This window comes from Pseudomonas sp. FG13 (genome assembly GCF_057809755.1).
In genome coordinates this window covers 46,371-60,216 of record NZ_JBMDKO010000003.1, presented here as the reverse complement: position 1 = coordinate 60,216, position 13,846 = coordinate 46,371, and the positions used below count along the sequence as shown (strand labels likewise).

Here is a 13,846-nt window from a genome sequence, read left to right as displayed (position 1 = left end):
ATGCGGCTACAATGCGCGGCATTCGGTGTGCTCCGTCTGTCGGACAGTCCGCACCTTCGCCAAGCCCGGAAGGAGAAACCCATGGGACAGCGTACGCCTCTGTATGACCTTCATCTCGCCCTTGGCGCGAAGATGGTCGATTTTGGCGGTTGGGATATGCCTCTGCATTACGGCTCGCAAGTCGAGGAGCACCACCAGGTGCGTCGCGACTGCGGTGTGTTCGATGTATCCCACATGACGGTGATCGATGTTGCCGGTACCCAGGCCAAGGCCTGGCTGCAGCGCTTGCTCGCCAACGACGTCGATCGCTTGCAGGACACGGGTAGTGCTCTCTACAGCGCCATGCTCAACGAGCGGGGCGGCATCGTCGACGACATGATTGTCTACCGTGTCGACGAGGGCTACCGGCTGGTTTTCAACGCCTCGACCCGTGACCAGGATCTGGCCTGGATGCAGGCGCAGCTCGGGGAATACTCCGTGCAACTGCGCGAACGTCCCGAACTGGCGATGCTGGCCATCCAGGGGCCCCAGGCCCGGCACAAGATTGCCGAACTGGTCTCCCAATCGCGCGGTCAATTGATCCAGCAACTCAAGCCCTTCGAAGGCCGCGCCGACGGTGACTGGTTCATCGCGCGCACGGGCTACACCGGTGAAGACGGCCTGGAGATTGTCCTGCCTGCCCACGAAGCACCAAGCTTTTTCAATGATCTGGTGGGGGCGGGCATTTCGCCCATTGGTCTCGGTGCTCGCGATACCTTGCGTCTGGAGGCTGGCATGAACCTCTACGGCCAGGACATCCACCAGGACATTTCCCCATTGGCCTCGAACATGGCCTGGACCATTGCCTGGGAGCCGGCGAGCCGCCAGTTCATCGGGCGCCGTGCGCTGGAAGCCGAATTGGCGGGGGGCGTGCAGCACAAACTGGTTGGCCTGGTGCTGGAAGAGCGCGGCGTCTTGCGCGCCCATCAGGTGGTTCGCATTGCCGATGTGGGCGAAGGTGAGATCACCAGTGGCAGTTTTTCTCCTACGCTTAGCAAGTCAATCGCCCTGGCACGCGTTCCGATGGTTACCGCCGACCGTGCCGAGGTGGAAATTCGTGGTAAGTGGTACCCGGTACGGGTGGTCAAGCCGACCTTCGTCCGCCATGGCAAGACCCTGATTTAACCTTTCACGGCGGGCCGCTGGCCGCTGACACTTTCTCTTGAGGACACAGAATATGAGTGATATCCCTGCCGAACTGCGTTTTGCCGAAAGTCATGAGTGGGCGCGTCTGGACACTGACGGTAACGTCATCGTGGGCATTTCCGACCATGCACAGGAAGCGCTGGGTGACGTGGTGTTCGTCGAACTGCCGGAAATCGGTAAGGTTTTTGAGGCCTCTGAAGCGGCGGGCGTGGTGGAGTCGGTCAAGGCTGCTTCGGACATCTATGCCCCGGTCGGCGGCGAAGTGATCGCTGTCAACGAAGAGCTGGCCGGTTCGCCGGAGCTGTTGAACTCCGAGCCGTACGACGCCTGGATCTTCAAGCTCAAGCCTTCCAATGCGGCTGTTGATCTCGGCAAGCTGCTTGATGCGGCTGGCTACAAGGCTGCCATCGGCGAATGATGAACCGCTAATGTGGGAGCGAGCCTGCTCGCGATGGCGGTGTGTCAGTCAGCATGAATATTGCTGACCTACCGCTATCGCGAGGAGGCTCGCTCCCACAAGAGATGACTTGCAGGGCAAAAAAAATGCCGCTCGATCGAGCGGCATTTTTCATGGGGCTGTATCAGTCCTGGGCGACGGCGTTTTTCGCCAGGATCGCGTTGGCCAGTTCCATGTCGGTAGCCTGCAGGCCTGGGTTATCGGCACGGACCTTCTGCATCGCGGCTTCCAGGTATGGGCCGCGGATGTTGCCGTCACTGGCGACAAAGCTACCGGCATCGTCCTGAGCGGCGACGATCAGTTTGTGGTCCTTGAAAGTCAGATAGGTGGAACCGGTGGTTGCACCGGAAGAGATGACGTTACGCCAAAACGTGTCGGCCATTGCCGAGCCAACAGGAAGAGACAGCAAGGCTAGGGTAGCGACAGCAAGTTTGAGACGCATGATGGTGACTCCACTGGGTTAACTATGAATTTGGATTACCTGCGCCTGTATTCAGTTCCGTGACCTGCCGCCCAAGCGTCATCGGGCCTACTTGTGCTCGCTTTGCGGTGTCACCCGCAGCACCTCCTCTACGGTCGTCAGCCCTGCGGCGATTTTCTGCGCACCGGACAGCCGCAAGCTGCGCATGCCTTCCTTGAAGGCCTGGCGGCGTACTGCCAGCAGGTCGGTATCGGCATGGATCAGTCCTTTGATGCTGTCACTCAGTTGAAGTATTTCGTACACCCCGGCGCGTCCGCGATAACCGGTATCACGGCATTCCAGGCAACCGACAGCTTGTTGGGCATTGCTCGGCAGCGGGGCCTGCCAGGGCCGGGTCAGGGTTTGCCAATCGTCCTCGTCCAGGGTCAGGGGCGCCTTGCAATGAGGACACAGCGTGCGCACCAGGCGCTGGGCCATGATCCCGAGGACCGTGGCCTTGATCAGATAGTGGGGCACACCGAGTTCAAGCAGGCGACTGATGGCGCTCGGTGCATCGTTGGTATGCAATGTCGAGAGCACAAGGTGTCCGGTGAGTGCCGCCTGGATCGCCATCTCGGCGGTTTCCAGGTCACGGATTTCGCCGATCATGATGATGTCCGGGTCTTGCCGCATGAGTGCGCGTACGCCGGCGGCGAAACTCAGGTCGATGTTATGTTGCACCTGCATCTGGTTGAAGGACGACTCGACCATCTCGATCGGGTCCTCGATGGTGCAGAGGTTCACCTCCGGCGTCGCCAGTTTCTTCAGGGTGGTGTAGAGGGTGGTGGTCTTGCCGGAGCCGGTAGGACCGGTCACCAGGATGATGCCGTTGGGCTGGCGCGTCATGTCCTGCCAGCGGCGCAGGTCGTCGGCGGAGAAGCCGAGTTGGTCGAAGTCCTTGAGCAGGACTTCGGGGTCGAAGATCCGCATGACCATTTTTTCGCCGAACGCCGTGGGCAATGTCGACAGGCGCAACTCCACTTCGTTTCCGTCCGGAGTCTTGGTCTTGACCCGGCCGTCCTGGGGTTTGCGTTTTTCTGCGACGTTCATCCGTCCCAGGTTCTTCAGGCGACTGATGATCGCCATCGTCACCTGGGGCGGAAACTGATAGACGGTATGCAGCACCCCGTCGATGCGAAACCGCACCGTGCCCTGTTCGCGACGCGGCTCGATGTGGATATCGCTGGCGCGCTGCTGGAAGGCGTACTGGAACAGCCAATCGACGATGTTGACGATATGCGCGTCGTTGGCGTCCGGCTCCTGGTCGCTGGCGCCCAGGTTGAGCAGTTGTTCGAAGTTGCTGAGGTTGCTCGGTTGCTGGTCGGTGGTGGTGGCACCACTGACCGATTTGGCGAGGCGATAGAACTCCACGCTCAGGCGCTGGATATCCACGGGGTTGGCGACTACCCGCTTGATCGGCAGCTTGAGTACATGGGTCAGGTCCGATTCCCAACTGCTGACGTACGGTTGGGCGCTGGCGACGGTAACGGCGTCGCGATCGACGGCCACCGCGAGGATCTTGTGGCGCTGGGCAAAGGCATAGGACATCAATGGTGTGACGGCCGCGACATTGATCTTCAGCGGGTCGATGCGCATGTACGGCTGGCCGGCCTGCTGTGACAGCCACAGGGTCAGGCTCTCCAGGTCCAGGCGCTTGCCGGGGCGGCTGAGGTCGTCAAGATGCTGGTTGGCGATGAACTCCAACGGGTGCAACTGGCTATTGGTGTTGTGGCGTCGCCGGGCATTGAGCGCGGTTTCGGCCGAATCCTGGCTGATGAAGCCTTGGGCGACCAGTTGGCGCAGCAGCTCATTGAGGTCCAGCCAGCGGTCCTGAGTGGCGTGTTTGGTGGACATGCGGGTTCCTATTGGACAATTGCAGCAAAGCCGCGATACAGACGCTTGCGCGTCCTGAGTCGGTCTGCAAAAGAATAGTCCCGACCCTATGAACCGTTGGGCCACTACCCGACCAATGCGTTTCGAATTCTTGCATTTCGCCTTTCAAGCGGTCGCCTGGACTGGCTCGAACCACTCATCGTCAGTGTTGCGCAGGTCCACCGAGCAAACGCTGATCAGGTTGCGTAATTTTTCCGCAAGCACCTGGGCACGGTGCCAGCTCAGCCCTTCGATGAGGATTTCCATTGTCAGCAGCTCGTCCTGGCGCTCGACGTGGACCTGCTCTGGCATCAAGCCCTGCAAGGCGAACAGATTCAGGGCCCGGCAGAGCAAATCGGCTTCGGCTTCGGCCAGCAACCGGTATTGCACACGGCAATGGGCGTTGGCGGTATGCCAGACATCGGCACGGGGGGCGAGGGCTTCGAATACGGGCATGGACGGTCTCCTGGGCTGGAGAGAAATGTTTACATGCGCGAAGGGGTATTTCTTATCTAAGATGAATGGAAATGGCGGTTCAATGAATTATCCAATTCTATATTTGATTCTTTATGGGTTTATTTATGCACAGTGAGCTGGATGGCTACGACCGCAGGATACTGGCGCTTCTGCAAGAGGATGCCTCGCTGTCCAGCGCGCAGATCGCCGAACAGGTGGGCCTGTCGCAGTCGCCGTGCTGGCGACGGATCCAGCGGATGAAGGAGGAGGGGATCATTCGCGGTCAGGTGACGCTGCTCGACCGCAAGAAAATCGGACTTAACACGCAGATCTTCGCCGAAATCAAACTCAACGCCCACGGGCGTTCGAACTTCACCGAATTCACCGAGGCGATTCGCGGCTTTCCCGAAGTCCTGGAGTGTTATGTGCTGATGGGGTCGGTGGATTTCCTGCTGCGCATCGTCACGGCGGACATCGAGGCGTATGAGCGATTCTTTTTCGAGAAGCTGTCGCTGGTGCCGGGGATACAGGAAGTGAACTCGATCGTGGCGCTTTCGGAGATCAAGTCCACGACGAGTTTACCGGTGATGCGCTGACGTCTGCTGTGTCTGCTCCGGCCCCATCGCGAGCAGGCTCGCTCCCACATTGATGCCATGTTCGTACACATCAATTGTGTCCGCTGAAGATCCGGTGTGGGAGCGAGCCTGCTCGCGATGGCGGTATTACAGACGCAACAACATCTTCCAGGCCCGATTCTGGTACACCGCAATCGCCTGATGCTTGCGTGCATCCAGGGCTTCGTCGGTAATGGGCTCGTTCGCCAGTTGCGCCAGTTTGTTCAGCTCGCCGTAGAGGCGGTCCATCTCCGGTATCTCCAGCACCGCACGGGCATGGTGCAGCCAGACCTGGATTCGCTCGATGCGAGGCAGTTGTTCAGCCAGGTCTTCCGGTTGCTGCTGGTAGCGTTGCAGTTGCAGGGACGAGGCTTCCTCGCCCAGCAGTCGAGGCAGCCAGCTATTGAGTTGCGCCGCGCCCTGGCGATTGCCACGGGTATTGCGCTCGGTCGTCCAGCCGCGGGCCAGCAGCCAGCGCGAAGCGTTCAGGGAGAACAGGCCCCAACGCGGGTCCTGCAGCTCCTCAAGGAACTGCTCCGGTGCCGCCTTGCGCACGTCTTCGTCGTCCAGGCCGGCCTGGACCAGTGGACGCCAGTCTTCCAGCAGGGCGTCCAGGGCGACGCGCAAGTCGTGGGTCGATTGACGCGGTGCGGCCTGGCCAAGGCTGCTGAGCAAGGCTCGCAGTTCGGCGAGGTTCTCTACCCAATCCAACAGCAGGCGCCAGTGGCCATTGAAGCGGTACTGCTCGGCCAGGCGCTGGCTGCTGCCCAGCAAATGCCAGCTCAGCGCGGCGAAGGCGTCGTCCAGCGGCATCTCGGCGGTCAATTGCGGGGCGGGCAGGCTCAGGGCGTAGCTGTTTGCATCGTACAGGCGGTAGCCACGTTCGGCCTTGCTGATGTCGCAGGGCATCAAGGGCAGGGTCGCGGCCAGTTCGGCGGCCAGCTCCAGCAGCGCGGCGGGCTCGCCTTCGCGCAGTTCCAGCTCCAGCTCGCAGATTTCTTCCTTCTGCTTGCCGACCACGACATGACCCAGGTCCAGTGCGGCTTCGATGACCACTTTGCTTTTGCCGCGACCCCAGGCGATTTCGGCGCGCTCGCGGACGAAATCGGTGGTGAAGATGGCCTTGAGGGTTTTCTTGTCCAGTTCGGCCAAGGCCTCGGGCCAGCATTCGCCGTCGAGCTTCTTCAGGTCCAACTTGGCTTTGGGCAGGTGCCAGTCGTATTCATTGCGCTCGGACAGGCCGGCGATGCTCTGGCCACGGGTCTTGAGGGTCTGGATCACCTCTTCACCGTCGCGGCGCAGGCGCAGGGCGACCTTGGCCCGGGCCAGGTCTCGCTCGGGGGTGTCGAAATACTGGTTCATCAGTTCACGGCGTTCCCAGCCGCCTTTGTTGCGTTTTTTCAGCAGCGGATGCTCGCGCAAGGCTGCCAGGGTCTCGCGGCTGACGCGGAGTTTGATTTCGGTTTCTTTCTGCATGGCCGGAAAATCCAGGGATCGGGTGCGCAGCCGGGGGAAGGTGTGGCTGCCAAGGCCGTGCAGTGTACAGGAGTCCTCCGTCCTACGCGCCGCGACGGTTTATTCCTGGCACCGGATGGTTCTATGATGGGTGTCAATTTGTGAGTCCGGAGCCAGCGATGCCTTTGCCGTCCATGAAAGATCAGTTCGCTGCCCTGATCGCCGCGCCTTCGGTCAGTTGCACGCAGCCTGGGCTGGACCAGTCCAACAGCGCGGTGATCGAGCTGCTGGCGGGCTGGCTCGGCGACCTCGGGTTCTCCTGTGATATCCAACAGGTCAGCCCCGGCAAGTTCAACCTCCTGGCGAGTTTCGGCAGTGGCCCCGGCGGCCTGGTGCTGGCCGGGCACAGCGATACGGTGCCGTTTGACGGCGCATTGTGGCAGACCGATCCGTTGAAGCTCACCGAAGTCGATGGGCGCTGGGTCGGACTGGGCAGTTGCGACATGAAAGGCTTTTTCGCCCTGGCCATCGAAGCGCTCAAGCCATTGCTGGACCAGCCGTTCAAGCAACCGTTGCTGATTCTCGCCACCTGCGACGAGGAAAGCTCCATGGCTGGCGCCCGTGCGCTGGCCGAGGCCGGACGTCCCTTGGGGCGCGCCGCCGTCATCGGCGAGCCGACCGGCCTGCGACCGATTCGCCTGCACAAAGGCGTGATGATGGAGCGCATCGACATTCTCGGGCGCAGCGGTCATTCCTCCGATCCGAGCCTGGGGCATAGCGCGCTTGAAGCCATGCACGACGCCATGGGCGAGCTGCGCGGCCTGCGCCTGCAATGGCAGCGTGAATTCCGTAACCCGCAGTTCACGGTGCCGCAACCGACCCTGAACTTCGGGTGTATCCACGGCGGAGACAACCCCAACCGGATCTGCGGCCAATGCTCCATGGAGTTCGACTTGCGTCCCTTGCCGGGCATGGATCCGCAGGTGTTGCGGGCGGCCATCCTGCAAAAGCTCAACCCTATCGCCGAGCGGCACAAGGTCAAGATCGACTATGCGCCGCTGTTCCCTGAAGTGCCGCCGTTCGAACAGCCCGAGGACGCCGAACTGGTGCGCGTGGCCGAGCGGCTCACCGGCCATCGTGCCGAAGCAGTGGCGTTCGGCACCGAAGCGCCTTATCTTCAGCGCCTCGGTTGCGAAACCCTGGTGTTGGGCCCTGGCGATATCGCCTGTGCCCACCAGCCGGGCGAGCACCTTGAAATGTCACGTCTGCAACCTACCGTGCAATTGTTGCGGCAGCTGATCGAGCACTATTGCCTGACACCGGCCACCGCCGGCTACTAGTTTGCCTTTATCCGGGCCCGTATTCATAAGGAGAGCGCGCGTGTCGCCAAGCCTGTTCCGACGATAACCAGCAGCCTGCTGTGCGTTCCGTTTCGTCTTTTTTCGGCTGTTATTTATTACAGGTCCAGGTTCATGCCCGAATACGTCAATTGGCTTCGTCACGCTTCGCCCTATATCAATGCCCACCGCGACTGCACCTTCATCGTCATGCTGCCCGGCGACGGGGTGGAGCACCCCAATTTCGGCAACATCGTCCATGACCTGGTGCTGTTGCACAGTCTCGGTGTGCGGCTGGTGCTGGTCCATGGTTCGCGCCCGCAGATCGAAACCCGTCTCGCCGCGCGAGGGCTGACCCCGCATTATCACCACGGCATGCGCATCACCGATGCCGCGACCCTGGAGTGCGTGATCGATGCGGTTGGCCAGTTGCGCATTGCCATCGAGGCACGCCTGTCGATGGACATGGCTTCTTCGCCGATGCAGGGTTCGCGGTTGCGGGTCGCCAGCGGCAACCTGGTCACCGCAAGGCCCATCGGCGTACTGGAAGGCGTGGACTATCACCACACCGGCGAAGTGCGCCGGGTCGACCGCAAGGGTATCAACCGTCTGCTGGACGAGCGCTCCATAGTTCTTCTGTCACCATTGGGCTATTCGCCTACCGGAGAAATCTTCAACCTCGCCTGTGAAGATGTCGCCACCAGGGCTGCCATTGACCTGGCGGCCGACAAGCTGTTGCTGTTCGGTGCCGAGCAGGGCTTGATCGGCGAAGACGGGCGTCTGGTGCGTGAGTTGCGCCCACAACAGGTCCCGTCCCATATGCAGCGCCTGGGCAGCGACTATCAGGCCGAACTGTTGGATGCTGCAGCCCAGGCCTGCCGTGGCGGCGTGGCTCGCAGTCACATTGTCAGCTACGCCGAAGACGGTGCGCTGCTGGCCGAGCTGTTCACCCGCGATGGCAGCGGTACGTTGGTCGCCCAGGAGCAATTCGAAGTGGTGCGCGAAGCGGCCATCGAAGACGTCGGTGGCTTGCTGGACCTGATCAGTCCGCTGGAGGAGCAGGGCATTCTGGTGCGTCGCTCCCGCGAAGTGCTGGAGCGGGAAATCGAGCAGTTCAGCGTGGTCGAGCGCGAAGGCATGATCATCGCTTGCGCGGCGCTCTACCAGATCGCCGATTCGGACGCTGGGGAGCTGGCCTGCCTGGCGGTAAATCCTGAGTACCGCCACGGTGGCCGGGGCGACGAACTGCTGGAGCGGATCGAGACCCGTGCTCGTGCCAAAGGGCTCAAGACCCTGTTCGTGCTCACCACCCGTACCGCTCACTGGTTCCGTGAAAGGGGCTTCGAACCCAGCAGCGTTGAGCGTCTGCCGGCGGCCCGGGCATCACTGTACAACTATCAACGCAACTCGAAGATCTTCGAGAAGGCCCTATAGGTCCAGTCAACCATGCGCCCCATTTGGGGCGATGGATTGCACTTTTCTTGATTTCAAACAATAAGATTTTTGTCTCAAAAACTTCACAATCCTGGTCTATGCTGCTTCGGACGCATTGAGACAGACAGCGAGGCTTGCACTCCGAGCCTCGATATCCACGTCTTTTGCCCTGAAAAAGTGCACAAAAATAGCCGTTCAGTAATTCGCAGGCTGGCCGATATGCCAGGTCTGGAGTGAAGATGCGCTGATGACATCTATATGTCCAAATTGACTGAAAACTTATGAAACAATTCTTTTTGGAATTATAAATAATCCATTATTCTTCCGCCCGGTGTCGTGGGGTTAGACCTTGGTCGTAGTCACAAATGGTTACGATTGACTTGTCGGTCACGGTCTGGCGCTAATCGCGCATCCGCGGATTCCGGACGTTCGATCCAGAACCAAAGAAACACAAGAATTAGAAAACGAGAGGAGCGAAGCATGAACAAGTCCACCTTGGCCCTGGCTGTGGCCGTTGGGGTTTTGGCGCAGCAGGCAGGCGCCGCCGGTTTTATCGAAGACAGCAAGGCGTCTGTCAGTTCTCGTACGCTGTACTTCAATAACGATAACCATGATGGTAATGAGGATCTGCGCGAAACGGGCACCGGCCTCAAGTTCGACTATAAGTCTGGCTTCACGCAAGGCGTTGTTGGTTTCGGTATCGATGCTCAGGCGCTGGTGGGTATTCGTCTCGATGGGGGCCGGGGCCGTAACGCTGGTTCCTATATGCCAAGCGATACTGATGGTTCGGCAGTACACGATTGGAGCCGTTTGTCGGGCAACGTCAAGGCGCTGTTCTCCAAGACCGAGGCTCATGTAGGTGGCGCACTGGCACCAAACCTGCCGATCCTGGTCGCCAACGACAGCCGTCTGCTGCCGCAGACCTTTGAAGGTGGCACCATCACCTCCAAGGAAATCGACAATGTGACCTTCAACGCCGGTCAGCTGGAACACGCTACCGGTCGTGCATCGAGCAACAGCACCGGTCTGGCGATCGCAGGTGGTACCGAGGACAGCAACCAGTTCCGCTTTGGCGGTGCCGACTGGAAGGTCACCAAAGACCTGACTTTGCAGTACTACTACGCCAACCTGCAGGATTACTACAAGCAGCATTTCCTGGGTGCGGTACACGTTTTCCCGATCAGCGAAGGCCAATCGTTCAAGACTGACCTGCGTTACTTCGACAGCAGTTCGGATGGCCGTAATGGCGACGCCGGCTATCGCTTCAACAACAACGGTGGCTATGCCAAAAAACCTGGCGAGGTCGATAACAAGACCTGGAGCGCCATGTTCACCTACACCCTGGGTGGCAGTGCCTTCCTGTTGGGTCACCAGCAAGTCGGTGATGACGGTGGCTTCGTCTACCTGAACCAGGGCAACGTGGTAAACAGCAACGGTCGTCCTGAAGGCGCCGGCGGCTCGAGCTTCTACCTGTTCACCGACAGCATGATCAACGGTTTTGTCCGCGCCGGTGAAAACACCACGTTCGGCCAGTACTCGTATGACTTCGCCTCGGCTGGCGTTCCGGGTCTGAAAGCGTCGATTTCCTACCTGCGTGGTGACGATGTCAAATCCGCCACTGCTGGCGGAAGCGATTACTCCGAGTGGGAACGCGACATGCGTGTGGATTACGTCATCCAGCAAGGCGCTTTGAAAGGCTTCGGCACTACCCTGCGTCAGGGTACCTACCGCAGCAGCGGCGTGGGCGACAGCCAGGATCAGACCCGTCTGATCTTCAACTACACTTACAACTTCATGTAAGACGTAGAGCCGTAAAAAAGCCCCGTCCGGCACGCGCCGGGCGGGGCTTTTGCGTTTTCGGGTCAGGCGTCTGTAGAGTCCTTACGCAGGATGAATGCGCTGAACGCCAGAAAATCATCCAGGTGCTGGGTAATGATTGCGACCATGATAGGCAGTTGCAGAGCTTGATAGTCATGCACGGCGATATTTCTGAAACCCACCATGTTTTTCAGATTTTTCACCAGGTCTTCCACCACCCAGCCACCTTGAAAAAGTAGCTCGAACACGTCCCGAGCGCTTTGCGGGACTCCTAGACGCTCGCGGCGAATCAAATGTTGTCCCATATCCAGCGCCGCTTCACAGGCACGCTGAATATTCAGAACGGCCGAATCCTGACGGGTGAAATCAGTGGCGAAGGTGGAGGGATCTTTCTCGTACTCCTCTCGTACCCTGGCGACGCAACGCTCGATGCTTGCCGCTTTGTTGATCAATACATCATCGACCATACACGGTGCCTTCTTCGTGAATATCCTTGAGTAGGCCCGCCCGGGCTGTGTCGAAAGCGGTTTTTTCGCTGAGAATGAAACTCTCGAACAACCCCGCCTGTACATCTTTGGCCCACAAGCGCTGACCTCGGGTTACGATCTGGTATTGCATCACGGTGGTTGCCGCGCGCAGATCGATCAGATCGACCGGGCTCCCGGCGATATCCGCCAGGTCTCCCGCAAGCTGCCATAAAAACACCGGGTCGACATGACCGGGTACGAGCACAGCGATATCGACATCGCTATCAGGTCCAGCGGTTCCCTGTGCATGGCTGCCGAACAGGTACACTGCCAGTAAATCAGGTAGATGGTTTTGCAGATACGTCAGCAAGGCTTGAATGTTCATGCTGCCTATCCTAGCTGTTCGTCCTGAAATCGCGTCAATAATTTCCGTAATGTGGATACAAAACAAAAAAAGCCCCGCCCGACAACACATCGGACGGGGCTTTGCGTTTTCGAGTCAGGCCCACCCCTGTAGCCCTCCTCGAAGCTTCTCCTCTTTACAGCAACTCGAGGCCTTCTCGAACCTCATCGAGGATGTTGAGCCCATAGGTACATCAGGGCCAGTGAACAGTTTTTTATATTCACAAAAAGTCTAGACAGATCAGTATTCATTCTTTTTAAAACCGCCAGAACCGAGGCACAGTCAGGCTCCACAAGATCTCATCCAGGAGCCACACCATGAGCCTCAGACTGGGCGACATCGCCCCCGACTTCGAACAGGAGTCCAGCGCCGGCAAAATCCGCTTCCACGAATGGCTTGGCAACAGCTGGGGCGTGCTGTTTTCTCACCCGGCGGACTTTACGCCGGTCTGCACCACTGAGCTGGGCCTCACCGCCAAGCTCAAGGATGAATTCGCCAAGCGCGGCGTCAAGGCTATTGCCCTCTCGGTCGACCCGGTGGATTCGCACCACAAATGGATCGACGACATCAACGAAACCCAGAATACCGTCGTCAACTTCCCGATCCTGGCTGACGCCGATCGCAAGGTGTCCGACCTGTACGACCTGATCCACCCCAATGCCAGCGATACCTTGACCGTGCGTTCACTGTTCGTGATCGACCCGAACAAAAAGATTCGCCTGACTATCACCTATCCGGCCAGTACCGGGCGCAACTTCAATGAAATCCTGCGGGTGATCGATTCCTTGCAACTGACCGACAACTACAAGGTTGCCACGCCGGCCAACTGGCAGGACGGTGATGAGGTGGTGATCGTGCCGTCGCTCAAGGATGAGGAAGAACTCAAGCAGCGCTTCCCCAAAGGTTATCGCGCCGTGAAGCCGTATTTGCGCCTTACTCCGCAGCCCAATCGCTGACGCAAAACCTTTGTGGGAGCGAGCCTGCTCGCGATAGCCATAGATCAGCCATATTCATGCTGACTGACACGCCGCTATCGCGAGCAGGCTCGCTCCCACAGGTTCTCCATGCACCAAGGGTTTTGGCCGTTTCGACGGCCTTTTTTTATGCTTTGAAAAAGAGATGTCTGCATATTTCCATATTGAATAACCAAATGAATAAATATGATTTATGGATATATGAAAGCCCCTGCTATGGTTTGACCCATCCAGCGAGATCGCCTACTGCGAATCGCACAGAACGTTAAAGGAATGGCAGGCATGTTGGTCGTCTCACTCGGTGGCAGTCCCAGCCAGCGCTCCCGCTCCGGGGTACTGCTGGAACGCTCGCAACGCTGGTTGCAGCAACAGGGTGTGGAAGTGGTGAGCTATCAGGTGCGCGATTTTCCAGCCGAAGATCTGCTCCATGCCCGCTTCGACAGCCCAAAGGTCATCGACCTGCTCCAGCAGATCGAGAATGCCGATGGCCTGCTGATCGCCACACCTGTCTACAAGGCGTCTTTTTCCGGTGCGTTGAAGACTGTGCTGGACCTGCTGCCCGAGCGTGCACTGAGCCATAAGGTCGTATTGCCCATGGCGACTGGCGGCAGTATCGCCCACATGCTGGCGGTGGATTACGCCCTCAAACCGGTGCTGTCGGCGCTCAAGGCCCAGGAAATGCTCCAGGGGATTTTTGCCGAAGACAGCCAGATCGCCTATGGCGAAGGTGGCGCCCAGGCGCAGTTGGTGCCGGCCCTGCAGCAGCGGCTGAATGAGGCGCTGGAGCAGTTTTTCAGCGCCATGGCCCGTCGACCCAAGCCGTTGGAGCCCAGCGTGTTGAACGAACGTCTGTTGAGTGCTCGCTGGAGCATCTGAACCCCCCATACCCTGATTCAACTCACCTTACTCAGCCG

The 13,846-nt window shown here is 59.3% G+C and carries 14 protein-coding genes; 8 read left to right on the top strand and 6 right to left on the bottom strand.

The genetic code is table 11. The features are described 5' to 3' along the window. Positions 1 to 81 precede the first annotated feature (81 nt). Together gcvT and gcvH are read left to right on the top strand one after the other, a co-directional pair. Positions 82 to 1,164 (top strand): glycine cleavage system aminomethyltransferase GcvT, encoded by a 1,083-nt coding sequence (gene gcvT / locus ACODTO_RS04195; protein ID WP_489106014.1) that lies wholly within the window; start codon positions 82 to 84, stop codon positions 1,162 to 1,164. 52 nt (positions 1,165 to 1,216) lie between these two features. Continuing rightward, positions 1,217 to 1,603 (top strand): glycine cleavage system protein GcvH, encoded by a 387-nt coding sequence (gcvH, locus tag ACODTO_RS04190; protein WP_139640997.1) that lies wholly within the window; start codon positions 1,217 to 1,219, stop codon positions 1,601 to 1,603. Between the two features lie 163 nt (positions 1,604 to 1,766). On the opposite strand, the gene ACODTO_RS04185 is transcribed toward gcvH, so the two are convergent. From ACODTO_RS04185 to ACODTO_RS04175, 3 genes are all read right to left on the bottom strand, one after another. After that, a complete protein-coding gene (locus tag ACODTO_RS04185; RefSeq protein WP_173668678.1) occupies positions 1,767 to 2,087 on the bottom strand; it encodes a DUF2388 domain-containing protein in 321 nt (106 codons plus the stop codon). Positions 2,088 to 2,171: 84 nt separating this feature from the next. Continuing rightward, positions 2,172 to 3,956, bottom strand: coding sequence for a type IV pilus assembly ATPase TfpB (gene tfpB / locus ACODTO_RS04180; RefSeq protein WP_139640995.1), 1,785 nt, complete (start codon positions 3,954 to 3,956; stop codon positions 2,172 to 2,174). A 144-nt stretch (positions 3,957 to 4,100) separates the two neighbouring features. Next, a complete protein-coding gene (locus ACODTO_RS04175; RefSeq protein ID WP_139640993.1) occupies positions 4,101 to 4,430 on the bottom strand; it encodes a hypothetical protein in 330 nt (109 codons plus the stop codon). Positions 4,431 to 4,555: 125 nt separating this feature from the next. Between ACODTO_RS04175 and ACODTO_RS04170 the strand changes: the two genes are divergently transcribed. After that, positions 4,556 to 5,026 (top strand): Lrp/AsnC family transcriptional regulator, encoded by a 471-nt coding sequence (locus ACODTO_RS04170; protein ID WP_024780492.1) that lies wholly within the window; start codon positions 4,556 to 4,558, stop codon positions 5,024 to 5,026. A 126-nt stretch (positions 5,027 to 5,152) separates the two neighbouring features. Here the strand turns inward: ACODTO_RS04170 and ACODTO_RS04165 are convergent, their stop codons facing one another. Further along, entirely contained in the window at positions 5,153 to 6,520 is a 1,368-nt protein-coding gene (locus tag ACODTO_RS04165; protein ID WP_175362772.1) for a CYTH domain-containing protein, read from the bottom strand. A gap of 158 nt (positions 6,521 to 6,678) precedes the next feature. On the opposite strand from ACODTO_RS04165, the gene argE reads away from it, so the two are divergent. The 3 genes from argE (at position 6,679) to ACODTO_RS04150 (ending at position 11,070) form a co-directional block, all read left to right on the top strand. Beyond that, complete coding sequence (gene argE / locus ACODTO_RS04160) at positions 6,679 to 7,839, top strand: acetylornithine deacetylase (RefSeq protein WP_139640990.1); 1,161 nt, start codon at positions 6,679 to 6,681, stop codon at positions 7,837 to 7,839. Positions 7,840 to 7,971: 132 nt separating this feature from the next. Continuing rightward, complete coding sequence (gene argA, locus ACODTO_RS04155; RefSeq protein WP_139640988.1) at positions 7,972 to 9,270, top strand: amino-acid N-acetyltransferase; 1,299 nt, start codon at positions 7,972 to 7,974, stop codon at positions 9,268 to 9,270. A 480-nt stretch (positions 9,271 to 9,750) separates the two neighbouring features. Beyond that, positions 9,751 to 11,070, top strand: coding sequence for an OprD family porin (locus ACODTO_RS04150; protein ID WP_489106013.1), 1,320 nt, complete (start codon positions 9,751 to 9,753; stop codon positions 11,068 to 11,070). A gap of 62 nt (positions 11,071 to 11,132) precedes the next feature. On the opposite strand, the gene hepT is transcribed toward ACODTO_RS04150, so the two are convergent. Both hepT and mntA read right to left on the bottom strand, forming a co-directional pair. Continuing rightward, the gene (gene hepT, locus ACODTO_RS04145) at positions 11,133 to 11,555 is read right to left on the bottom strand and encodes a type VII toxin-antitoxin system HepT family RNase toxin (protein WP_489106012.1); all 423 of its coding nucleotides are present in this window, start codon (positions 11,553 to 11,555) and stop codon (positions 11,133 to 11,135) included. After that, positions 11,545 to 11,940 carry a type VII toxin-antitoxin system MntA family adenylyltransferase antitoxin gene (gene mntA, locus ACODTO_RS04140; protein WP_489106011.1) on the bottom strand — a complete coding sequence of 132 codons (396 nt, stop codon included), beginning with the start codon at positions 11,938 to 11,940 and terminating at the stop codon, positions 11,545 to 11,547. Before mntA ends, hepT begins: the two co-directional genes overlap by 11 nt. Before the next feature lie 335 nt (positions 11,941 to 12,275). Here mntA and ACODTO_RS04135 point away from each other — a divergent pair, with 335 nt between their 5' ends. Both ACODTO_RS04135 and ssuE read left to right on the top strand, forming a co-directional pair. After that, positions 12,276 to 12,914 carry a peroxiredoxin gene (locus tag ACODTO_RS04135; RefSeq protein WP_024780487.1) on the top strand — a complete coding sequence of 213 codons (639 nt, stop codon included), beginning with the start codon at positions 12,276 to 12,278 and terminating at the stop codon, positions 12,912 to 12,914. A 300-nt stretch (positions 12,915 to 13,214) separates the two neighbouring features. Then, entirely contained in the window at positions 13,215 to 13,808 is a 594-nt protein-coding gene (gene ssuE, locus ACODTO_RS04130; RefSeq protein ID WP_489106010.1) for an NADPH-dependent FMN reductase, read from the top strand. Positions 13,809 to 13,846 lie beyond the last annotated feature (38 nt).